The 23,237-nt window shown below is 45.1% G+C and carries 14 protein-coding genes and 2 tRNA genes; 7 read left to right on the top strand and 9 right to left on the bottom strand.

The window, feature by feature from the left end; all coding sequences use genetic code 11:
- Nucleotides 1-88: 88 nt before the first annotated feature.
- From O3603_RS04680 to O3603_RS04660, 5 genes are all read right to left on the bottom strand, one after another.
- Nucleotides 89-161: transfer RNA gene (locus O3603_RS04680), tRNA-Lys, on the bottom strand.
- 39 nt (nt 162-200) lie between these two features.
- Nucleotides 201-273, bottom strand: a tRNA-Lys gene (locus O3603_RS04675).
- A gap of 1,393 nt (nt 274-1,666) precedes the next feature.
- Complete coding sequence (locus O3603_RS04670; RefSeq protein ID WP_371521060.1) at nt 1,667-3,169, bottom strand: DUF5687 family protein; 1,503 nt, start codon at nt 3,167-3,169, stop codon at nt 1,667-1,669.
- Between the two features lie 81 nt (nt 3,170-3,250).
- Complete coding sequence (locus tag O3603_RS04665) at nt 3,251-3,862, bottom strand: LolA-like putative outer membrane lipoprotein chaperone (RefSeq protein ID WP_371521057.1); 612 nt, start codon at nt 3,860-3,862, stop codon at nt 3,251-3,253.
- Between the two features lie 59 nt (nt 3,863-3,921).
- Entirely contained in the window at nt 3,922-6,390 is a 2,469-nt protein-coding gene (locus O3603_RS04660; RefSeq protein WP_371521055.1) for a DNA translocase FtsK 4TM domain-containing protein, read from the bottom strand.
- Between the two features lie 105 nt (nt 6,391-6,495).
- On the opposite strand from O3603_RS04660, the gene O3603_RS04655 reads away from it, so the two are divergent.
- The 3 genes from O3603_RS04655 to tilS all read left to right on the top strand — a co-directional run bounded on the left by O3603_RS04655 (nt 6,496) and on the right by tilS (nt 9,798).
- Nucleotides 6,496-7,158: a 3'-5' exonuclease gene (locus tag O3603_RS04655; protein ID WP_371521052.1), complete on the top strand. Its 663-nt coding sequence runs from the start codon at nt 6,496-6,498 to the stop codon at nt 7,156-7,158.
- A 62-nt stretch (nt 7,159-7,220) separates the two neighbouring features.
- Nucleotides 7,221-8,423 carry a class I SAM-dependent rRNA methyltransferase gene (locus O3603_RS04650; protein WP_371521050.1) on the top strand — a complete coding sequence of 401 codons (1,203 nt, stop codon included), beginning with the start codon at nt 7,221-7,223 and terminating at the stop codon, nt 8,421-8,423.
- Nucleotides 8,413-9,798: a tRNA lysidine(34) synthetase TilS gene (gene tilS, locus O3603_RS04645; protein WP_371521047.1), complete on the top strand. Its 1,386-nt coding sequence runs from the start codon at nt 8,413-8,415 to the stop codon at nt 9,796-9,798. Before O3603_RS04650 ends, tilS begins: the two co-directional genes overlap by 11 nt.
- A 577-nt stretch (nt 9,799-10,375) precedes the next feature.
- Here tilS and O3603_RS04640 read toward each other — a convergent pair.
- The 4 genes from O3603_RS04640 to O3603_RS04625 all read right to left on the bottom strand — a co-directional run bounded on the left by O3603_RS04640 (nt 10,376) and on the right by O3603_RS04625 (nt 17,574).
- Nucleotides 10,376-11,800: an MFS transporter gene (locus O3603_RS04640; RefSeq protein ID WP_371521178.1), complete on the bottom strand. Its 1,425-nt coding sequence runs from the start codon at nt 11,798-11,800 to the stop codon at nt 10,376-10,378.
- 72 nt (nt 11,801-11,872) lie between these two features.
- The gene (locus tag O3603_RS04635) at nt 11,873-14,035 is read right to left on the bottom strand and encodes an alpha/beta fold hydrolase (RefSeq protein ID WP_371521044.1); all 2,163 of its coding nucleotides are present in this window, start codon (nt 14,033-14,035) and stop codon (nt 11,873-11,875) included.
- Between the two features lie 2 nt (nt 14,036-14,037).
- A complete protein-coding gene (gene yidC / locus O3603_RS04630; protein ID WP_371521042.1) occupies nt 14,038-15,963 on the bottom strand; it encodes a membrane protein insertase YidC in 1,926 nt (641 codons plus the stop codon).
- Nucleotides 15,964-17,574, bottom strand: a complete 1,611-nt coding sequence (locus O3603_RS04625; protein ID WP_288953579.1) for a CTP synthase — start codon at nt 17,572-17,574, stop codon at nt 15,964-15,966. It abuts the gene before it with no gap.
- 656 nt (nt 17,575-18,230) lie between these two features.
- On the opposite strand from O3603_RS04625, the gene O3603_RS04620 reads away from it, so the two are divergent.
- The 4 genes from O3603_RS04620 to O3603_RS04605 are packed head-to-tail and all read left to right on the top strand — an operon-like array spanning nt 18,231 to nt 23,093.
- The gene (locus tag O3603_RS04620; RefSeq protein WP_371521039.1) at nt 18,231-20,324 is read left to right on the top strand and encodes a M3 family metallopeptidase; all 2,094 of its coding nucleotides are present in this window, start codon (nt 18,231-18,233) and stop codon (nt 20,322-20,324) included.
- 2 nt (nt 20,325-20,326) lie between these two features.
- Nucleotides 20,327-20,761 carry a cytidine/deoxycytidylate deaminase family protein gene (locus tag O3603_RS04615; protein WP_371521036.1) on the top strand — a complete coding sequence of 145 codons (435 nt, stop codon included), beginning with the start codon at nt 20,327-20,329 and terminating at the stop codon, nt 20,759-20,761.
- Between the two features lie 44 nt (nt 20,762-20,805).
- Entirely contained in the window at nt 20,806-22,488 is a 1,683-nt protein-coding gene (locus O3603_RS04610; RefSeq protein ID WP_371521034.1) for a S41 family peptidase, read from the top strand.
- Complete coding sequence (locus tag O3603_RS04605) at nt 22,488-23,093, top strand: 5-formyltetrahydrofolate cyclo-ligase (RefSeq protein ID WP_287315157.1); 606 nt, start codon at nt 22,488-22,490, stop codon at nt 23,091-23,093. The genes O3603_RS04610 and O3603_RS04605 overlap by 1 nt, the downstream gene beginning before the upstream one ends.
- Nucleotides 23,094-23,237 lie beyond the last annotated feature (144 nt).

Here is a 23,237-nt window from a genome sequence, read left to right as displayed (position 1 = left end):
ATCTTACGGATAATTCGCCATTAATCTTACATATCCATCTTTGCAAGTATAAAAAAAGAGGACTTCTAATAAATAGAAATCCTCTTTGTGCGCCCTTAGGGACTCGAACCCTAGACCCACTGATTAAGAGTCAGTTGCTCTACCAGCTGAGCTAAGGGCGCAAGCTAAACGATTGGTTTGGGTCAAAAACCTATTAGTTGTGCGCCCTTAGGGACTCGAACCCTAGACCCACTGATTAAGAGTCAGTTGCTCTACCAGCTGAGCTAAGGGCGCTCAAATCGTTTTTGCGAGTGCAAAGGTATAGCTTTTTAATGAATTGACCAAACTTTTTAGCGTTTTTTTTTGACGTCAGCTCTGATGCAGGGTATATCTATTTAAGAGAGAGAGGGGCTTAATAAGAGAGCCTGCTACAAGCTTACTCCTAACTAGCTACAGCCTTACCCCCAGTCCATCTACAGCCTCACCCCCGCCCCCTCTCCGAATGGAGAGGGGAGTGAAAACCATTGTTTGCAAAGAAAAGGGGCATTTATTTGATGTAAGGAGAGGCTCTCTTCGAGGCAAAGAAACGCCTTTCTCGATTGGAGAAGGGCGTTTCCTTAATTCTACTAAAAAGCCTCCCTAAACCTCTCCGAGGGAGGGGATGTATTCCCACAAAGCATTTCTTTAATTCAACAAACAGCCTCCCTAAGCCCCTCAAAGGAGGGGATGTTATTCCCAAAAGCTCTTCTTTGATTCTAAAATACAATTATCTATAATCCCACTAACCACCCCCCTCTCATCCTACTAATAGTCTTCACTCCCCTCTCCATTCGGAGAGGGGACGGGGGTGAGGCTGTTTCTTTAAATCAACTAAAAGCCTCCCTAAGCCCCTCCGAAAGGAGGGGATGTGTTCCCCCAAGTGTTTCTTTCTATCTAAAAGAGCCTCCCTTGCACGTCAAGAGGGCGTTTCCTTGCAATGAAAAGGGCGTTTCTTCACATTGAAGAAACGCCCTCTTTGTATTAAGAATGCCTTTTCCTAACTTGCTCCCGTTAGGCTCTCCCCTCCTTTCGGAGGGGTTGGGGGAGGCTTTTCCATTCGGAGAGGGGCTGGGGGTGAGGCTGTAGAGAAGTTAGACGTGAGGCTGTGGTTGAAGTTAGGGTGATGTTTTTTTTCTTTGTGGGGGAGGTTGGCTGAGGTTGTTGAGATGGCTGGATAGGTTCTAAATCACGCCCATTAATCACCTAAATATGTGTTCGTACACACGTAGAATGTCATGAAAAAGTGTTGGATAAGTTTGCTAGTTACAATAAAAAATCATATCTTTGTATCGTTATCCTGAACACAATCTTTTACCTTTTAGAAAGTAACTAATACCTATAGATTGCAAGCGATCACCTGAGAAGGCCATCGCTTTTTTTATTGCTTGTAGGTTTTCAATCATTCAAGAAACCTGTTTTTATCTCCTAACGAGATTGTAAATAAATATCAGAAGTGACTTATCTCCGTTTTTACACATCCTTCATCGTGATCTACAAAACATATTCTTTTCTTGTAGTTCGTGTATTCTCAATAGGATAGGGGAGGGAACTTTCTTAAACGGAAGAGGGTTGGGATAAAAAGAGAAATAGCTAATCTGCACAGCTGGAGAATGCTTCACAGAATCTTATCAGTCTGCTTCTTCTGCATCTAACAGCCTCGGAAGCCTGCAATCTGTTCGTGTTGTTGTACTCTCATTCGGCGGTTGATCTGTTTAATCCAGTGCTGGTGCGTAAGAATAAAGGGCAATCCGATGAGAGCAAGAAGAAGGTTAGATAGATTTTCTAGATGGTAGTTTTTCCCTAAAAGGATGATAGGCACGGGCAGACCGAGGACTATGAAAGGTACGATGTATTGCATGTATGGTATCTTCGTGTTCGATCGAGTCGCCGAGTGAGAGGCGTTCATAGGGTATGACACCTTATTATATATAGCCATTTGGAAGAGTATTCTATAAGTGAATCCAGCGGTATAAAGGAAGAATGCGAGGATGAGCCACAGACTCACATTACCCATTATCACGGCAGGAAGGAGGCACAATAAGGGGATGAGCAAGAGTACGGAATAAAAGTAATACTTAGCAAGTAAGAGTTGAGGTAGGCTCTTTGGCAGCATGACAAGGCACTCGAAATAGTTGCCATCATAGCACATCAAGGGTGTAAGAAAGGCTATGCCATAGATTGAAAAACAATAGAGAAGAATGGTTGCAGTGATGGTTGAACCGCTTTCCGACTGCCAAATCATCGCTATCGAATAAAAGATAATGAAGCAGGTGCTGTTGATAAAGGAGTGACGCAAGCGTTTATTGCGTTGGATGAAACGCACTTCCAGTTTCAAGTATTCGCTTAACTCTTTGAAATGCTCTAGGAAATTGAGCGATAGAACACGCCTTTTTGTCGTCTTTGTTACGCCTGCTGTGTATGCTTCATAATAAAGATGACTCAACAGAACACGCCTGTTTATGAGCGTGAGGATGATGAGTAGGCACAGAGCTGGTAGATAGAAAGCGATGTTCCCTCGCATGATTAGTTGTCCGAAGAGAGCCGCCTGATGAAAGAGATCAGCTACAGATGGCACGAAGAAAAAGGGGAAGAAGAGGAGTGGATAAACCACTATGGGTAAGAGGTAATAAACAAGTCGGCGTGAGGATAGTGTTTGTGTGATTTGAAAAAACTGTCCGTTGATAAGACTAAGTAGGCATATTCCAAGCGTGTAGCCCATCATTTCCATTGGTCCGACGGCTGGTAATAAGGCTTTCAAACCAAAGGGAATAGCGATGAGAGGTAGGAAGAGATTACCATGTTGCGCTATCTGACGCAGGATGAGATAGTCGACACATGCGTAACGGGGCAGTGGTAAGAGAAGATAAGGGCGCAATCGGAAGAATTCCTGACGTATTGTTCCATAGCGAAAGATATGGTCAACGATGAGAAAGAGGGGTAAGAGAATAAAGATGAGACGATAGCCACCATGGTCAGGTTCGCTTGCTAAGTTGGCAAGTTGCCATCCGCCCCATGCAATATAAGTATACGCAAAGAGCGTCAACGCATAGTAGATATACCTTGCTATGCGGTTGGCTCTCCTTTGTTTAATGCGCTTTTCAGCGAGAGAGAAGTGTTGGCGAAGAGTTAGAAAGGTCTCCCAATAAGTCATCCCTGTCTCCTTCTGCTTCTTTCTTATCGCTTTCCTCTTTTCTTGATGATTGATAAATAAAGGAAGAAAAGAGCGTGTTTATTATCTTAAATCAACAACTTCTGCACTCGGGCAGTGCTTCTTATTGAAGTTAAAAATGCCGTCTGACAGACTCTTGCGTTGGATAGAACTAATCTTAATAGTAGTCCACTTCCCTCCTTGTTTCATCTTGATTCCCTGCAACTGATAGCCCTTGCTAACGGTTACATAAGCCTCAGACACACTTCGTTTAGCGTTTGTTGCCTTCATGTGAACGACGTATGAGCCGCCTTGAGCCGTCATTGACAGGTCGTAACCTTGTCTATATAGGGTCATCAAAGCGTATGGGTTCATGGCTACTCGCTGTGCCTCAGTAGGGTTAGAAACGTTCACCTCGTTGGTAGACTTCATGTAAGTCCATTGCGTTTTGCCGTTAAACCAAATGGTAGCTTGCGGTGTTGTGGCAACAAACTTAGTACCTTTCACCGAGATGGAACCGCTGGTATGCCCCATGCTAGGGCTTGAAATGGTGAAACGAGCGGTGATACCGCTTTGGTTAGAGACGATTGCAGTTGCCTTATCGAGGCACTCCTTCGCCTTTGCCGCACTCTGTGCAAAGGTGCTGTTAGCCATCAAGATGGCTACAAGTAATAGTAGATACTTAATTTGTTTCATTGTCGTATTGTTTTAATCGACGTATTTTCTTTAATTAAAAAGTTGCTGTTCTTGGGTTGTTATCCACGTAGACTTGCCAAGAGATTATCGAGACTCACCTCGTCACTAAGCAATACTTCACGTGGTTTAGAACCCTTCGCAGCCCCCACGATACCAGCTTTCTCCATCTGATCCATGAGCCTTCCAGCACGGTTGTAACCGATAGAGAAACGGCGTTGAATCATACTTGTTGATCCTTGTTGATTGACGACAATGGCACGAGCAGCCTCTTCAAAGAGTGGATCCAGGCTGTGGGTGTCAAGCGAACCACCGCCAGCAGCATCGTCATCAGACAATGGCTCTGGGATTTCCAATGGTGCCACAGGTCCCAACTGATTAGAGATAAACTTCGAGATACTCTCTACTTCGGGTGTATCCACAAATGCGCATTGCACACGAACAGGGTCAGCTCCGTTGAGATAAAGCATATCACCACGTCCAACAAGCTGTTGCGCACCTGGTCGATCGAGGATAATTCGAGAGTCCATCATCGCTCCTACACGGAAAGCAATGCGTCCCGGGAAGTTCGCCTTGATGTTACCTGTGATGATAGAAGTCGTTGGTCGCTGTGTAGCAATAATCATGTGGATACCAATGGCACGTGCTAGTTGGGCGATACGAGTGATAGGCATCTCCACTTCCTTGCCTGCCGTGAGGATCAAGTCACCGAACTCATCAATGATAACAACGATGTATGGCATGTATTCATGCCCCTCTTCTGGGTTAAGGTGGTGGTTCAGAAACTTCTGATTGTACTCCTTTATGTTACGAACACGGGCTGCCTTGAGTTTGTCGTAACGCTCATCCATGAGCACGCAAAGTCCTTTCAGCGTCTTAACAACCTTCTGTACGTCAGTGATAATAGGCTCTTCTTCGTTCTCTTCAACGGCTGCCATGAATGGTTTAGCTATTGGGGAGTACACGCTGAACTCAACTTTTTTAGGGTCAACAAGCACTATCTTCAATTCATTTGGGTGTTTCTTGTATAAGAGCGAAGTGATGATAGCATTCAAACCAACGGACTTTCCTTGTCCAGTGGCGCCCGCTACGAGTAGATGAGGAATCTTTGCGAGGTCGACCATGTACACATCATTGGTGATAGTCTTGCCTAATGCGATTGGTAACTCCATCTTCGACTCTTGGAACTTCTTAGAGTTTAGGATCGAGAACATCGATACGATGTTAGGTTTCGCATTAGGAACTTCAATGCCGATAGTGCCCTTTCCTGGCATAGGAGCAATGATTCTTATACCAATGGCAGCAAGACTTAGAGCGATATCATCCTCTAAATTCTTTATTTTAGATATGCGTATGCCCTGTGCGGGAGTAATTTCATAGAGCGTGATAGTGGGTCCTACCGTTGCACGTATGCTCCTTATCTGTACGCCAAAGTCGCTTAGAACCTTTATAATGCGGTCTTTGTTAGCCTCTAACTCCTCTTGACTCACATAGTTAGTCCGGTTATCTGAATCGTACTGTTTGAGTAAGTCGAGTGTAGGAAACTTCCATTTCGTGAATGGCTCACGTGGGTTTATAGGCGTTAAGAGTAATTCGTCGTTGGCAACAGTGTTCCCGCTTGCCACCTCTGTCTTATGTGTCTCTTCCACATCAAAGCCCGGTTTCTCATTCTTCTTCTCGTTCTTTTGTGGTGTAGGAACTACTCCTTTTTCAGGGAAAGAGTCGGGTAGACGCTCTACACCAGTAGGCTCGGTGGGCAAGTCGATAGGATCGGTAAGGCTTGAGTCAATGGGTTCAACCTCGTCTTCTGGCTCCTCGTTGGGCATGAGAATATCCTCTTCATCATTGTTGTTAGCATCTCCCTGATGTCGACCACGCACCACGGTGAACTTCACCTTACTACGTATGTAGCCCACAGGATTTAGTATTTTGCGTACAATAGTGATAGTTTCTGCAGTCAAATAGGTAAGGTATGCAATCATAACGATTACTAGTATCGACACCAAACCAGGTGCTCCTATAAGATTCTCCATATATTGGACGCAGAATGCCCCATGGTCGCCTCCTGGGTTAAAAACCTGCTCTCCCATCAAAGGAGTTAGGAATTTAGCAAACGTGACGGACCCCCATACCATTACAAGTGCCATCCCGAGAAACCATTTCGTTAGACTTATTTGCTTGTAAGCACCCATCATTCGAACGCCACAAAGCGCTATGAAGGCAGGAATAAGGAATGCGGGAATACCGAAACAACGTGAGATAAGACCGTAAGAAAGCAATGCTCCGATAGAACCACAGTAGTTCTGGAACTCACGAGCACCATTCTGAACCTCTCCGGGACGCATATCTACAACCAAACTCTGGTCTGCCTGTCCCGTAGAAAAGTAACTAATGAAAGCAATGCAGATGAATAAAGCGACGCACAAAAGTATGAGTCCGACCACAAACCCCGTCTTGTCATTAATGATATTATTGAGCCCCAGTGCCTCAGTGAACGTCTTGCTCTTGCGTTCGGATTTCTTCTTTGCCATTTATCTTATCAATGTTTTATCCTTGCAAAAGTAATAATTTCATGCCACATAAGTACAGGTTTTAATACTTTTTTTATACTTTTGCAAGTCAGTTGAGTATTGGAAATGAATAAAGTAATATATAATAAGTTCGATAAAAGTAGGATATCTCAATTACCAAGAGTGACCTTTCCTGGTCGAATTGTTGTCATTCTCAATGAGACGGAGGCTGAGAAAGCAGTCGATTATCTGCTCTCCAGGGATATTATAGGCGTCGACACGGAGACAAGACCAGTGTTTAAAAAGGGGCACCGACGCAAAGTTGCGCTCCTACAAGCATGTGATCACGATGTGTGTTTCCTCTTTCGTCTGAACTACATAGGTATCCCTGATTGTATAAAGAGGTTTCTTGAGGATACCACTGTGCCCAAAGTTGGACTCTCACTAAGCGATGATATGCTTATGCTTCACCAACGCGCCAACTTCAAACCAGGCTATTTTATTGACTTACAGGACTATGTTAAGTCGTTAGGAATCGAAGACATGAGTCTTCAGAAGTTGTATGCTAACGTCTTCCACGAGCGTATTGCCAAGCGGGAACAGCTCTCCAACTGGGAGAATGAGGTGTTGAATGACAAGCAGAAACTCTATGCTTCCACCGATGCATGGACTTGTATTAAGCTCTATGAACGTCTGCATGAGATGAAGGAAACGGGCGATTACCAATTAGTTGTTGTACCCACTCCAGAGCCAGCAACCCCTGTTGAGGCTGCACACAAGAGCGAGTAAGCCCCCGTGTGAGCCTTTTGTTAATAACAAGATGAAAGGAATAATAAACGAAAAAACACTTTATGTATAAGCAAGTATACTTAAATAGAGGAAAAGAAGAGAGTTTACTTCGTTTCCATCCATGGATATTCTCAGGTGCAATTAATCGTATTGATGAAGGATTGGAAGAGGGTGATATCGTCAGAGTGATGACCCACGACAACCGCTTCATAGCTGTTGGTCACTTCCAAATAGGCTCTATTGCCGTACGAGTTTTATCATTTCATGATGTCAAGATTGACGATGAGTTCTGGGAGAGCAGGCTCTCTGCTGCCTTGCAGGTACGCAATGCCATCGGTGTAATTCGTCAGTCGGGTGCTACCAAGGAGGGCTATCCCAATACCACATACCGCCTCGTTCATGGTGAGGGCGACAACCTTCCAGGACTTGTAATAGACATATATGGCACAACAGCTGTTATGCAGGCTCATTCCGTCGGGATGCACGTCTGTCGTGAAGTCATTGCTCGTGCACTGGTGAAAGTGATGGGGGATCAACTCGATAGTATCTATTACAAGAGTGAGACAACCTTACCTTTTAAAGCCGACCTAGGGCAAGAGAATGGGTTTATCTATGGTCAGACGGATAACAACATAGCGATTGAGAACGGTTTAAAGTTCCATATTGATTGGTTGAAAGGACAGAAGACTGGCTTCTTTATTGACCAACGAGAGAACCGCAGTTTATTGGAATACTATGCCCAAGGACGCAGTGTTCTCAATATGTTCTGTTACACTGGTGGATTCTCTGTGTACGCTATGCGCGGTGGAGCTAAGTGTGTTCATTCTGTCGATAGTTCGGCAAAAGCCATCGAATTAACCAATAAGAACGTTGCTCTTAACTTCCCCGAAGACACGAGACATGCGGCTTTCTGCGAGGATGCCTTTAAGTATCTTGATGACAACGAGGGCAAGTATGACCTTATTATACTCGACCCTCCAGCCTTTGCCAAACACCGACAAGCATTGAAGAACGGGCTTCGTGGCTATACACGTCTTAATGTGAAAGGCTTTGAAAAGATACGCTCTGGCGGTATTCTCTTTACGTTTAGTTGCTCTCAAGTAGTGACTAAAGACAACTTTAGACAGGCTGTTTTCACAGCTGCCGCACAAGCGGGTCGAAAGGTGCGGATACTCCATCAGCTTCATCAACCAGCCGATCACCCTATCAATATATATCATCCTGAAGGCGAATACTTGAAGGGCTTGGTGCTATATGTTGAATAAGATCAGGCGTTACATAGCCTCGGAACAGCTCTTAAAGCCTAAGGCTCATTGCCTTGTAGCCCTTTCGGGCGGTGCAGATAGCGTCGCCCTGCTGTTGACAATGCGCCAGTTAGGTTATGAGACAGACGCTGTTCATTGCAATTTCCACCTCCGTGGCGATGAAAGCAATCGTGATGAGGAGTATTGCCAGAGCCTGTGTAAACAATTAAACATATCTCTTCACATTGCTCACTTTGACACTTTGACCTATGCCGAGGTGCATAAAGTGAGCATAGAGATGGCTGCACGTGAATTGCGTTATCGTTACTTCTTTCAGTTGAAAGAGGCTCTTGGGGCTGATGCGATATGTGTTGGGCACCATCAAGAGGATTCGGTCGAGACGATACTCATCAATCTTGTGCGTGGAACGGGGCTTAGTGGTATGCTTGGAATCCGTCCGAAGAAGGGCGACATTGTGCGTCCTCTGCTCTGCGTGAGCCGTCGGGAGATTGAAGAATACCTCCATCAGCAGTCTATCTCATATGTTACTGATAGTACAAACCTCGTTGATGACGTTGTAAGAAACAAACTCCGATTGAATATCTTACCCCAGTTAGCAGCTATCAACCCGTCTGTTAACGATGCTATTCTTACAACGGCTCGGCACTTGATGGATGTAGATAAGATAGTAGAAGAATCTTTATTACAGGCGTTACAATCGGCTGTCAAGCCTCTTAGGAATGGTCAGAAAATATCTTTCAAACGTCCTTTCAAACCCGAAGAGAATGTTCCTTTTGTACTTGATTTACAGGTTGTTCGACAATTCCCTGCACCTTCTTATCTTCTTTTCTATGTGTTGAAACCACTCGGATTTACGACTTCTCAGATTACAGAAGTTGCCGAACTTGCAGACGAAAAGACAGGGCAATTATGGGAATCAACGGCTTATGAGCTTACTCACGATCGTCATTCTCTGCTCGTTCTACCGCTTGAACACGATGTTCCACGCCCACTCGTCATTCCTGAAACGGGGCGTTATATCTATGATGAACATACTTCTATCCGACTAACGACGTCTTTTCGTAACCCACAAACACCCCTTTCTTTCTCGAAGGATGCGAACATCATCGACCTTGATGCAGCCTCCATCCGTTTCCCTTTGACCCTTCGTCGAACAGAGGTAGGCGATCGCTTCACTCCATTGGGTATGCAGGGTACGCAATTAGTAAGCGACTTTTTAACCAATCGGAAGCGTAACCGCTTTGAGAAACGCACGCAACTTGTCTTGCAAGATGCCACGGGGACAATCTTATGGGTTGTCGGTCAGCGTATTAACCATCGCTTCCGTCTCACCGAAGAAACCACCAAGTGTTTGCGTGTGGAGGCTCTTCTTTGATTTAACAAAAAGCCTCACCCCCAACCATCTACAGCCTCACCCCCGTCCCCTCTCCGAATGGAGAGGGGAGTGAAAACTACTAGTAGGATGGGAGAGGATGGTTAGCAGGAATAGAGGTAATAATATTCTAGAATTAAAGGAACGCCCTTCTCCACTTGAGAAGAAGCCTCACCCCCAACCCATCTATAGCCTCACCCCCGTCCCCTCTCCGAATGGAGAGGGGAGTGATTACTACTAGTAGGATGGAAGAGAATAGTTAGCGGGAATAGAGGTAATAATATTCTCGACATAAGGAAACGCCCTTCTCGCTTGGAGAAGGGCGTTTCCTTATGTCGAGAAGAGCCTCTCCTTACTTCAAAGGAACGCCCCCTTTATTTGCAAACAATAGTATTCACGCCCCTCTCCATTCGGAGAGGGGACGGGGGAGAGGCTGTAGATGAACGGGGGTGAGGCTGTAGATAGACGGGGGTGAGGCTTCTTCTTTCCCTACGAATAGGGTTGGGGGAGGCTTTTCGGAGAATAAGAATAGGGTTTAAAGAAGGCTATCCTTGATGGATAGAACCTCCCTCCTGCACCCTTACTTCTTGATATTTGCTTCCTGAAGACCGTACTTCTTCTTCTTGTCAATGACGATAAGTACAAGCGAAACAATGATTGCAGCAACACCACAAGAGGTGAAGAACGCTTCCATAGAGAAGTAGCTTGGGTCGTTCTTATTGAATGATCCTACTGCCATTGGCACTAGACTCAAACCGATATTCTGTATGTAGAAGATGATTGCATACGCCGAACCGAGGAGCTTCATAGGGATAATCTTTGGTACACTTGGCCACATGGCAGATGGTACCAAAGAGAATGCTACACCTAAGACAAGCATGATTACGACTGCAAACCAGCCCACTGGGAGGATGTGAATCATAAAGATGAAGTGCACACAAGTGAGCATTGTACTACCAATGAGCATAAGAGTTGCCCCCTTACCAATGCGGTCGTAAAGCGTTCCGAACAATGGGGTGAGAAGGATGGTACCGAATGGAATCAATCCTGGAAGTACTCCTGCAAAGGTGTCGGATACGTTATAATTGGCTATCATCAGCTTTGTTGCAAACTTAAGGAATGGGAATACTCCACTATAGAAGAGCAGACATAGAGCTGTAATACACCAGAAACCTGGGTTGGAGAAGATAAACTTCAAGTCGGAGAAGTGGAACCCTTCATCCTCGCTATCTGCCGTATTCTGCCCCTCAACTGCCTCTGTTGACGCATCGAGCTTCTTATCCATTACGGTGTAAACAATGAATGCAAGCAAACCAATAACGAGTAGAACGAGACCAAGAAGGACTGGTGCACTAACGTGACCACCCATCGCCTTGGCAAATGGTAACGAACCCATCATGGCACCGGCAGTACCAAGACGAGCCAAAGCTACCTGTATTCCCATCGCAAGAGCAAGCTCGTGACCAGTGAACCACTTAGTGATTACCTTTGAAACTGTGATTCCGCAAATCTCACAACCTACACCGAATATAGCGTAACCAAGCGATGCTACGGCCGCAGACATTGGTAAACTGAAGTCGAAAGCACTGATAGAGAAGACGCTATCACCAAAGTCGGTGCTAACGCCGAAGTACTTAATTGCAACACCAATCACCATCAAGGAGCATGCCATCAAACCTGTGAATCGTATGCCCATCTTGTCTAGTATGATGCCACCGAAGAACAACATGAGTAGGAAGACATTGATGAGTCCATAACTACCAGCGAAGAATCCGTAGTTACTTGACGTCCATCCGAGTCCGCCCTGAGCCTTTGGAGTCTCTAAGAGTGCCTCCAATGGCGACATTACATCAGTGAGGAAGTACCCCATCATCATAGTAAATGCAACTATAATCAGGGCTGTCCAACGGGCTTTAGGACTGTCACTGAGCTTTCTTTGAATTGTTTCTACCATTATAATTGATTGTTTTGTTTTTTCTTGATTATTGTCTTTTGTTTTTCTAATGAGTGCTAGTTGCCTAGAAGTTCTAGGTATCTTAAAAACAATTAGGATATCTAGAACCAGTCCTCCTCGTGCTTATTTGTTCTTCAACCAGCGGTCGAGCCAATTAAAGAAGGTGCGTTGCCAGAGGATACCATTTTGTGGTTTCAACACCCAGTGATTCTCATCTGGGAAGAGCAAGAGCTCTGCTGGGATACCACGTAATCGAGCGGCATTGAATGCGCCCATGCCTTGGTTGGCGTTAATACGATAGTCTTTTTCACCATGGATACATAGTATCGGGGTGTCCCATTTATCAACGTTTAGATGTGGAGAGTTGGCATATGTGCGTTGAGCAGACGCACTCTTGTCCTTGTTCCAATACGCATCATCATACTCCCAGTTGCTGAACCAAGCCTCTTCAGTGTCCGTGTACATACTCTCGAGATTGAATGCTCCATCGTGAGCAATCAGACACTTGAATCGCTTATTGTGTATTCCTGCAAGGTAGTAAACCGAGAATCCACCGAAAGAAGCACCCACTGCAGCCAAGTTATCCTTGTCAACAAAGGGCAAATTCTGCGCTGCGTCGTCAATAGACGATAGATAATCACGCATGCACTGACCCGTCCAATCGGTACTTACTTGTTCGTTCCATTCACTGCCATAACCCGGTAGTCCGCGACGGTTCGGGGCTATTACTACATAGCCATTAGCCGCCATGATCTGTAGATTCCAGCGGTAACTCCAGAACTGAGAGACGGGACTTTGAGGTCCACCCTCGCAGAACAAGAGAGTTGGATAACGCTTGTTAGGATCGAAGTGAGGCGGTGTAATGACCCATTCCTGCAACTTCTTGCCGTCTGAAGTAGCGACCCAGCGATCTTTAACCTCGCCTAAAGCGAGTTGGTCGAAGATGTGTTTATTCTCGAAAGTAAGCTGTGTCTGTTGGCTATCCGCATTGCCTTTTGAGGGCGTGATAGCATAGATTTCATTCGGTTGAGATATGCTCTGTCGGATACCTAAGAGCTGTTTATTACCTAATAGAGCGATACTTACATAGTTATGGTCGCCCTTTGTAAGCTGACGAACATTACCCTTGAGGTTAGTCTGATAGACATTAACGGTTGCATGCCATACTCCGATGAAGTATAAAGACTTAGAGTCAGCACTCCAAGTATAGTCATCTACATTCGAGTCGAAGCTCTCTGTGACATAAGTCTTGCGTCCTGTTGCCAGTTCATAGACGCAGAGTCGATTGCGATCACTCTCATATCCATTGCGTTTCATGCTCTGCCAAGCAATGTATTTGCCGTCAGGTGAGAACTTAGGGTTGACATCATAGCCTACATTAAAGTCTCCTGATTGATGGTTGACAGCCTGATCTCGCATGCTCTTTGTCGCATCAATCTTTGGTTCCACATAGTCGGCTGGCTTGCAGAGGTTGGTTGTCTTACCCGTTTCCACATTATATATAAATATGTCGGCATCGGTAGAAATGGCATATTGAGTGCCCTCCTTCTTACGACAAGTATAGGCAACTGACTTTGAATCAGTGCTCCAGTCAATCTGTTCAATCCCTCCGAAAGGCGCCATTGGACTCTCATACGGCTCGCCCTCAAGTATGTCCTTGCCTGCATCCACGCCATTAGCTGTGACGTTGGCAACGAATGGGTGCGCATTAGAAGTTACGTAGTGATCCCAGTGGCGATAGTTCATATCAGTGATTAACATACCTGTTGCCTTTGGAAGATCATCTGGATTCTCCTTGATAGTGCCGTGATAAGGAATGCTCTTGACCAATACCACGCGCTTCTTGTCAGGTGAGAATCGGAAGCCTTCGATGGCTATGTCAGAGTGAGTCAGTTGATGTCTATTACTGCCATCAGTCGACATTGTCCATAGCTGACCATCGGTTAGGAAGGCTAGAGTCTGGTTGTCCAACCATGCTACATCACTCTCACTTTTAGCAGAGGTAGTCAGTAGTTTGTCATTCTTACCATCGGCATCCATAATGCGAAGCACTTGATGTCCTCGGTTCTCTTTAACGCTGTAGTAGCCTACTTGATAGACGATTTTCTTACCATCAGGAGAGGCTTGTGCCGACCCGATTCTACCCATAGCCCAAAGAGCTTCAGGCGTCATCAGGTCGCTTTTTAGCGTGATGTTGCTACGCCCGATATTGACTTCCTGTGCCTGAGACACAGTCCCCGTCATCATCAACGCAGCTGTCATTGCGACCGTTAAGTTCCTGTTCATAGTTATAGACCTTTCTTTCTTTTATTTAATTCGTCCTGTTTCTTACGCATTTCCTCTTGCTGTTTTTGCTGCATCTCTTGCAATGCCTGCATACGAGCAAAGAGTCCGCTCGCCTTCTTCGGATCGTTCTTCTTTTCCTTTCGGTGCGCTTCGAGGATTGCTAAAAGCTTCTCGTCATTGGTCGTCTTACGCAATGTCCACATGATAGCAGCCGAGAAGAAGAGGGACACAAAGTAGTAGAAGTTGAGTCCAGAAGAGTAGTTATTGAACATAAAGAAGAAGAAGAGTGGCATCGCAAACATCATGTATTGCATCATTTTCATTTGGTCTGCTTGCTGTCCAACCATCTGATCTTTCTGTTGTTGCATTGTGAACCAAGAGTAGAGAAGATTGGCTCCGCAGAATAGAATACACGTCAGTGAGAGGTGGTCACCGATAAGCCATAAGTCGCTATTCCACGACCAGATCGGGTCGTAAGTACTGAGATCCTTCATCCAAAGGAAGCTCTCTCCACGCAACTGGATGGCGTTTGGAACAAAGTTGAACATCGCAATCCAAATAGGCATTTGGATAAGCATTGGTAAGCAACCAGATAATGGACTCACACCATACTCGGCGTATTTTTGCATCATAGCTTGCTGCTTCTGCATTTGATCTTCAGGCTTATTAAACTGCTTAGTAGCCTCATCAAGCTTTGGTTTCAGCACCCTCATCTTAGCCGAACTCATATAACTCTTCTTCACCATTGGGAATGTTATGAGCTTTAATAATAAGGTGATAAGGATGAGAACAACGCCCATTGGGAACACTTTACTTAGCCAGTCAAAGACGTAAAGAGTGAACCATCGGTTGATAATACGGAACAGTGGCCACCCAAGATAGACGAGTCTCTGCATGTCAAGGTCTTTCCCGAAGCGACTCTCCTTCTCGACTGACTGCAATAGACGGAAGTCGTTCGGACCGAAGTAGAACTCGAATTCTGACGCCTTCTTACCCGTTGGATCGAATCCAGCCTTCATGTTGGCAGCATATTGCTTGAGGTATTTTGTCTCCTTCTCAAGCGGTGTACTCTTGAGCTGTGCACCTGTTGCAAAGTTGTCTTTAGCGATCATCACCGCTGAAAAGAACTGATTCTTAAATGCCACCCAGTCCATTGGCTCCTCTGTAGTCTCCTCTTTCTCAGAGGTTTCACTGAGGTAGTCTGTACTGCCATCGTGCTTCTTGTAAGTCAGAGTAGCATATCTATTCTCAAACATAAAGCCACGTTCTTGCTGTCTACACCTATCCTCCCAGTTGATATCCATTTGGTTATAATTAGGTGCAAACATACCACTCATGCCCTCAGCCTGCAATGACATGTGAAGGAGATAATCCTTTCCAAGGGTATAGTTCAGCGTCAAGGTCTTACCCTTCCCAGCCTCAGCAGTAAGCGTAACAGTACTATCTGTGACGTTAGAAGGCGTGAAGTAAAGATCCTTTGTTTCGATGTTTGAAGTCTTAGCAGACAGCATGAAGTTAAGGTTCTGATCGTTCCCACTGAATAAAGTAAGGTCTTTCTGATCCTTAGAACCATCCTTTACATCAATGTCATGACCTACATAGTTCTTGATAACTGCCTTACGAACAACACCTCCCTTAGTCGACAAGGTCAACTCCACCTTACCATTCTTTAGTATGATATCTTGCGCCTTTCCATTCAGTGCCGAATGAAAGAGAGCCGTCGTATCAGTGGCAGCCTGTGCCTTTTGTTGTGCTTGTTTTGCTGCAAGGAGTTTCTGACTTGCGTTCTTCTTAGCCGCTGCGATAGAATCGAGTTGAGCCTCTTTTTGTTGTTGTTCAAGCTGCTCTTTAGATGGTTGTTGCCACCATGCAAAGCCAAAAAGTACTAGGGCTATAAGGATGAACCCAGTAATAGTTTTCTTATCCATTTATTGTTTTTTCTGATTGTCTATAGATGCTTTTACGAATGAGAGGAACAATGGGTGTGGGTGAAGAACCGTCGATTGATACTCTGGATGGAACTGAGTTCCGATGTACCAACGTAGTCCCGATACCTCTACAATCTCGACTAACTCACTCTCAGGATTGCGTCCGACGCACTGCATACCATGCTTTTCAAATTCCTTCTCATAGTCGTTATTAAACTCATAACGATGTCTGTGACGCTCCTGGATATGTTCTTGTTTATAAATATCAAATGTCTTTGAGCCTTGACGAAGTACACACTCGTAAGCTCCCAAACGCATTGTTCCACCCATGTTGGTTATGTTCTTCTGCTCCTCCATGATATCAATAACGTTGTGCGGAGTCTTTCCGTCGATCTCACGAGAGTTCGCATCCTTATATCCGAGGACGTTCCGTGCAAACTCAATAACCATCATCTGCATACCAAGACAGATTCCGAACGTCGGGATGTCATGGGTTCGTGTATAATGTGCTGCCACTATTTTCCCTTCGATACCACGCTGTCCAAAGCCCGGACAAATCACTATTCCGTCCTGTCCCTTTAGCTTTTCTGCAACGTTATCTTCGGTTATCTCTTCTGAAGAAATGAATGTTATAACTGTCTTATGGTCGTTATATACACCTGCTTGAAGCAGTCCTTCACGAATACTCTTATATGCATCTTGCAGGTCATACTTGCCCACAAGACCGATATGAACTTCTTTCTTTGCCTTGCGTTGACGGTCGAGGAACTCCTTCCAAGGGCCTAGGCTCGGTGCAGGACCTACCTCTTCGCCACACTTACGCAATATTGCTGCATCCAAACCTTGTGCTTGCATATTGATAGGAACATCATAAATGCTAGGCAAGTCTTCGCTTTGTACAACGCAGTCGAAGTCCACGTTACAGAAAGCAGCCACCTTCTTGCGAATGTCATCATCGAGATGTTTCTCTGTACGAAGCACGAGAATATCAGGCTGAATACCCACACTCTGCAACTCTTTCACACTATGTTGTGTTGGTTTAGTCTTCAACTCGCCCGCTGCTTTAAGGTATGGCACGTATGTCAAATGGAGGTTGATAGCACGCTTTCCGAGTTCCCATTTCATCTGACGAATAGCCTCCAAGAATGGTGCCGACTCAATATCTCCTATCGTACCACCAATCTCTGTGATCACAAAGTCATAATGATACTTCTTGCCAAGGAGCTTGATATTACGCTTAATCTCGTCTGTTATGTGTGGAACAACTTGTATGGTCTTACCGAGATAATCGCCCCGACGCTCCTTATCAATGACACTCTTGTAGATACGACCAGTAGTCATTGAGTTGGCTTTAGTGGTCTTTATGCCCGTAAAACGCTCATAGTGACCGAGGTCAAGGTCGGTTTCCATACCATCAACAGTTACGTAGCACTCCCCATGCTCGTATGGGTTTAGCGTTCCAGGGTCGATGTTTATGTACGGATCAAACTTCTGAATGGTGATGTTGTAACCCCTTGCTTGCAGGAGCTTACCGATTGACGACGAGATAATACCTTTCCCTAAAGAGGAAACAACGCCGCCCGTTACGAAGATATACTTTGTTTCAGCCACGATTATGAATGTTTAATTGTTGTCTAAACTACCGATGTTTTATAATTACATACTAATGTGCAAAGATACTACTTTTCTATGAATTAGACTGCTTGTAATAAGGTTTTTTAGGCAAACCGAGTACCTTTTATCATCATACAGGCTATTCGCTGGAACTCAAAAAGCATAATCAAAGTGCAAACAAACAGCCTCACCCCGTCCCATCTACAGCCTCACCCCCAACCCCTCTCCGAATGGAGAGGGGCGTGATTACTGCTATTAGCTTGCAAAGTAATGCTAAACGGAAATAGATGTAATAATATTCTAGAATTAAAGAAACGCCCTTCTCCAATCGAGAAGGGCGTTTCCTTATGTCGAAAAGAGCCTCTCCTTGCATCAAAGAAACGCCCTCTTTGTATTAAGAGTGCCTTTTTCTAACTGGCTTCCGTTAGGCTCTCCCCTCCCTTCGGATGGCTTGGGGGAGGCTTTCCCATTCGGAGAGGAGTTGGAGCGAGACGCCGAGTAGGGCTGCAGGAGGAGGCTAGACGAGTTATTCCCACCCATTACGAGAGGTTAAAAAAAAGTTCTTTTAAATTTCCGTTAATTATCTTCTCAATACGAGCGAAATTCCTTTTTTTTGTTTACCTTTGTACATTGATAAGATTGAGAGATATAATATGACAGATAAAACACCAACAGAAGGGACACACAAAAACCCTTTCTTTCTACCATACGATACACCGCATGACACGGTGCCATTCGATCGTATCCGCCTAGAAGACTATGAGGAAGCTATGATGGAGGGCATTCGTCGTGAGGATGAACAAATAGAGAAGATTGTTAATAACCCCGAAGAACCAACCTTCGAGAATACTATCATACCCGAAGATGATGTACAGGGACGAAAGCATTACTACGATTTGTTGAATCGTGTGGAGGCTGTTTTCTTTAATATGCTAAGTGCTGAAACGAACGATGAGATGGATGCTCTGGCACAGAAGATGAGCCCTATTCTCACGAAGCATAGCAATGATGTGAGTCTGAACCCTAAGGTGTTCGAACGGATCAAATGCGTGCATGAGCACCATCGGGAGCTGACACCAGAGGAAGCCAGACTACTGGAGAATAGCTATGACGGCTTTGTTCGTAGTGGTGCGTTGCTTGATGAGGATGGAAAAAACCGCCTCCGCCAGCTCACCGAAGAGGCTTCTATGCTCTCATTGCAGTTCTCTCAGAACCTTCTTAAGGAGAATAAGGCTTACACCTTACATATTATTAACGAACAGCAACTCGATGGTTTACCTGATACGGCACGTGAGACTGCACGCGAAGCAGCCAAAGAACGTGAGCTTGAAGGGTGGGTTTTCACACTCGATGCACCCAGTTATGGACCATTCATGATGTACAGTACGCAAAGAGACTTGCGTCAGGAATTATTCATGGCACGCAATACTCTGTGCATAAAGGACAATGATACGAATAATCTTGAGGTCTGCAAGCGTCTCGTGAACCTACGTCGTGAGATGGCACAGTTGCTTGGTTACGATACATACGCTGATTATGTCATGAAATATCGCATGGCTTCTTCGGTGGAGAATGTCTATAAACTACTGAATGACCTCATAACTGCTTACAAGCCTACTGCACTATCCGAACATGCGGAAGTAGAGGCTTTAGCAAAGGAAATAGAGGGCGAAGACTTCAAGATGGAGCCATGGGATGCAGCTTATTATACGCATAAGCTGAAGATGAAGAAGTATGATCTTGACCCCGAGATGTTACGCCCTTACTTTGAAGTAAATAATGTCATTAAAGGTGTATTCGGGCTTGCCACTCGCCTTTATGGTATTACATTCAAGGAGAATAAGGCAATTCCTGTTTATCATCCTGACGTTAAGCCTTATGAAGTCTACGACAAGGACGGCAGCTACTTAGCGGTTCTCTACGTCGATTTCCACCCTCGTAAAGGCAAGAGGGATGGTGCTTGGATGACCGAGTTCCAGGGTCAGTGGATCGATAAAGACGGCAAGAACGTGCGCCCGCATGCGTCTTTAGTGATGAATCTATCTAAGCCAACGGAGGACAAACCAGCGTTACTTCGACTCGGAGAAGTCGAGACTTTCCTGCATGAGTTTGGGCATTCTCTACATGGAATGTTCGCTAACACGCGCTTCGAAAGCATGTCTGGTACCAACGTTTGGTGGGACTTTGTGGAGCTACCCTCGCAATTCATGGAGAACTTCGCAGTAGAGAAAGAGTTCTTAAAGACCTTTGCCTTCCATTATCAAACAGGTGAACCAATGCCCGATGAACTGATTGACAAGATTATTGCCAGTCGTAACTTCGGTGCTGCAACAGCCTGTTTAAGACAAGTTGCATTCGGTTTACTCGATATGGCATACTACACACAAAAGGAGGAGTTTACCGATGATATCATTCCTTTCGAGAAGCAGGCTTGGGCAAAGGCGATTATCGGGGAACAACGCAAAGACACGTGTATGACAGTGCAATTCTCGCATATCATGGCGGGAGGATACGCTGCCGGATACTATAGCTACAAGTGGGCTGAGGTACTGGATGCCGATGCTTTCAGTGTGTTCAAACACGAAGGAATCTTCAACCAAAGCACTGCGCAACGTTTCCGCGACAATATTCTCTCTCGCGGAGGGACGGAACATCCAATGGAACTCTATAAGCGTTTCCGTGGTAAGGAACCAACGATACAGGCGTTGATGGAGCGTGATGGAATAAGAACTAACAAAGAGCTTTAAGCATGAACAGCAAACAATCCCTTCTAGACTATCGTTATCTACGCATGGCAAGGATATGGGCGGAGAACTCATACTGCCGTCGTCGACAGGTCGGAGCACTAGTAGTTAAGGACAAGATGATTATTAGTGACGGTTATAATGGTACGCCAAGTGGATTCGAGAATGTCTGTGAGGACGAGACTGGAACGACGTTTCCTTACGTCTTGCATGCCGAGGCTAACGCTATCACGAAACTGGCAAGAAGCAGTAATAACAGTGATGGTGCAACACTCTACGTGACGGCTTCTCCATGTATTGAATGCTCTAAACTGATTATCCAAGCAGGCATTCGTCGAGTCGTATATGCCGAGAAGTATCGCCTAACCGATGGTGTCGACTTGCTGGAGAAGGCTGGTGTAAAGGTTGAATATAAGGCTTTGGAGGACGGACAAGACTAATATAATAAGGTGTAAGAAATGCCCGCTGATAAGTAAGAACATTTATGAATAAAGATAAAAATAATCGTTTCGTACCGCTGTTGATGGCTGTGTCAGTAGTCATCGGAGTCCTCATTGGCACCTTTTATGCCAATCACTTCTCTGGTAACCGATTGAATATCATCAATAGTGGAAGTAATCGATTGAATAACTTACTACACATCATTGATGATCAGTATGTCGACTCTGTCAATATCGACGAACTGGTTGAGAAGGCTATACCAGAGATCCTTTCGGAGCTCGATCCACACTCTGTTTACATCAGCGCAAAGGATGTTCAGGCTGCTACTGACGACTTGAAAGGCTCCTTCTCAGGCGTTGGTATTGAGTTTATCATACGTAACGACACATTGAGAGTACAGAATGTTATCAAGGATGGACCTGCTGATAAGGCTGGCATTCTGGCTGGTGATAAGGTGGTAAGTATCGGTGGTAAGCCTTTCGTGGGGAAGTCTGCTACAAACGAAGAAGCCATGCGCAGGCTCAAAGGACCTAAAGATTCTAAGGTCAAGATAGGCGTTTTGCGCTATGGAGATCGTCAACCAAGAATATTCACAGTGATGCGTGGTGACATCTCAGTGAAGAGTATTTCGGCAGCTTATATGTTGAATGACTCCACTGGATATATACGTGTTAAGAACTTTGGCGAACGCACTTATGCAGAGATGCTTGCCGCTCTGCAATCCTTGAATATACAAGGAGCTAGACAGTTAGTAATCGACCTTCGAGACAATGGAGGGGGCATCCTCGATGCCGCCGTACAAATGGCTAATGAGTTCCTACCGAAGAATAGACTCATTGTATATACACAAGGAAGGAAGAGCCCAAGGGTAGATTACCGTAGTGATGGGCGTGGAAGCTATCAACATATACCAATGGTTGTACTCATCAATGAGAACTCTGCATCTGCAGCAGAGATCTTTGCGGGGGCAATGCAGGACAATGATAGGGCCTTAATAGTGGGTCGCAGATCATTTGGAAAGGGTCTTGTGCAACAGCAAATACAGTTCCCTGATGGTAGCATGATACGCCTTACAGTGGCAAGATACTACACTCCGTCAGGCAGATGCATACAGAAACCATTCAAGCCAGGCGATAACATCGACTATGAGAACGACATTCTCACACGTTACAAGAATGGAGAATTCTTCTCACAGGATAGTATTAAGCATAAAGGACCAGCCTATCACACCCATAACGGGCGCACTGTTTATGGTGGAGGAGGTATTACGCCTGATATATTCGTGCCTGAGGACACATCGAAGGTGACGTCTTATTTCAAAGAGGCGGTGCTTAGTGGACTGATGATGCAGTATTGCTTCAATTACACGGACAAGTATCGTAAGAAGTTAAGTACCTACACAGAGATGCGCCCACTAGCTGCTTATCTGTCTAAGCAGAACCTTGTCAGCGACTTTGCTAACTATGCCGACCGCAACGGGCTACATCGTCGTAACCTCATGATCATGCGTTCGCACACCCTACTGGAGGATTACCTCAACAGTAGAATCATCTATAATATCCTTGATGAGCAGGCTCTTTACGAGTATGCTAACCTCACGGACGAAACTATAAAGCGGGCTTTAAGTGTCTTCAAGATGCCTCGGAGCCTTCTTCTAAAACCTCAAAATCATGCACGGGATACGTCTGTTTCACACGGACGAACCCGTCCTAATCTAAGAAGATAATGACATACAACCTGTCTCCTAAACCCTCCTCTCCCACATGGGAGGAGGACTTTAGGGGGAAAACGAAGCCTGAGTTGCGCCGTTATGTACGACTGCTCAAACAGCAGTTCACGGCTGAAGAACTCACAGAACAGTCACACCTTATTATAAATAAGGTGCAGGCTCATCCGCAATTAAGGGTTGCTAATACCATTTTCTTATATACCTCAATGCCCGACGAAGTCAACACACACGAGCTTATTCAGCAACTCTACGATGACGGGAAGCGCATACTGCTACCCGTAGTAGTGAGTCCGACGGAGATGGAACTGCGTCTCTTTCGGGGGTGGGAAGCAATGGAATGCAGTTCATATGGAATCATGGAACCCACTGGTAACTATTTCGATGATTATGAAAGCATCGACTTTGCCCTTATTCCGGGCATGGCTTTCGATGCAGAATGTAATCGCCTCGGACGTGGAAGAGGCTATTACGATCGCTTCCTACCGCTGATAAGTCGTGCTTATAAGCTCGCTGTCTGCTTCTCCTTTCAGTTCTTTGCACACATCCCAACCGATAAGACGGATATAAAAGTGGATGAGGTTATGAGAGGAGAAGTATTTTAAGCTTGCAAACACACTACTTTCTGATTAAGAAGTAGCGACTTCCAGGATTTAAAAGATTATTTAACTAAAAACCAAAAGGATTTAACATCACCAGGTAACAAATGTTATCTAAGATATTCGTTATCAGTAAGTACCTTTGCAACA

Source organism: Prevotella sp. 20925_1_30 (assembly GCF_041433025.1).
GTDB classification, from domain to species: domain Bacteria; phylum Bacteroidota; class Bacteroidia; order Bacteroidales; family Bacteroidaceae; genus Prevotella; species Prevotella vespertina.
This window is presented reverse-complemented; position numbering and strand designations above follow the sequence as displayed.

Bases quoted from the DNA above. Each gene is read 5' to 3' on its own strand.
- O3603_RS04670 (WP_371521060.1), bottom strand. From the start codon at position 3,169: ATGACTTATTGGGAGACCTTTCTAACTCTTCGCCAACACTTCTCTCTC.
- O3603_RS04665 (WP_371521057.1), bottom strand. From the start codon at position 3,862: ATGAAACAAATTAAGTATCTACTATTACTTGTAGCCATCTTGATGGCT.
- O3603_RS04660 (WP_371521055.1), bottom strand. From the start codon at position 6,390: ATGGCAAAGAAGAAATCCGAACGCAAGAGCAAGACGTTCACTGAGGCA.
- O3603_RS04655 (WP_371521052.1), top strand. From the start codon at position 6,496: ATGAATAAAGTAATATATAATAAGTTCGATAAAAGTAGGATATCTCAA.
- O3603_RS04650 (WP_371521050.1), top strand. From the start codon at position 7,221: ATGTATAAGCAAGTATACTTAAATAGAGGAAAAGAAGAGAGTTTACTT.
- tilS (WP_371521047.1), top strand. From the start codon at position 8,413: ATGTTGAATAAGATCAGGCGTTACATAGCCTCGGAACAGCTCTTAAAG.
- O3603_RS04635 (WP_371521044.1), bottom strand. From the start codon at position 14,035: ATGAACAGGAACTTAACGGTCGCAATGACAGCTGCGTTGATGATGACG.
- yidC (WP_371521042.1), bottom strand. From the start codon at position 15,963: ATGGATAAGAAAACTATTACTGGGTTCATCCTTATAGCCCTAGTACTT.
- O3603_RS04620 (WP_371521039.1), top strand. From the start codon at position 18,231: ATGACAGATAAAACACCAACAGAAGGGACACACAAAAACCCTTTCTTT.
- O3603_RS04615 (WP_371521036.1), top strand. From the start codon at position 20,327: ATGAACAGCAAACAATCCCTTCTAGACTATCGTTATCTACGCATGGCA.
- O3603_RS04610 (WP_371521034.1), top strand. From the start codon at position 20,806: ATGAATAAAGATAAAAATAATCGTTTCGTACCGCTGTTGATGGCTGTG.
- O3603_RS04605 (WP_287315157.1), top strand. From the start codon at position 22,488: ATGACATACAACCTGTCTCCTAAACCCTCCTCTCCCACATGGGAGGAG.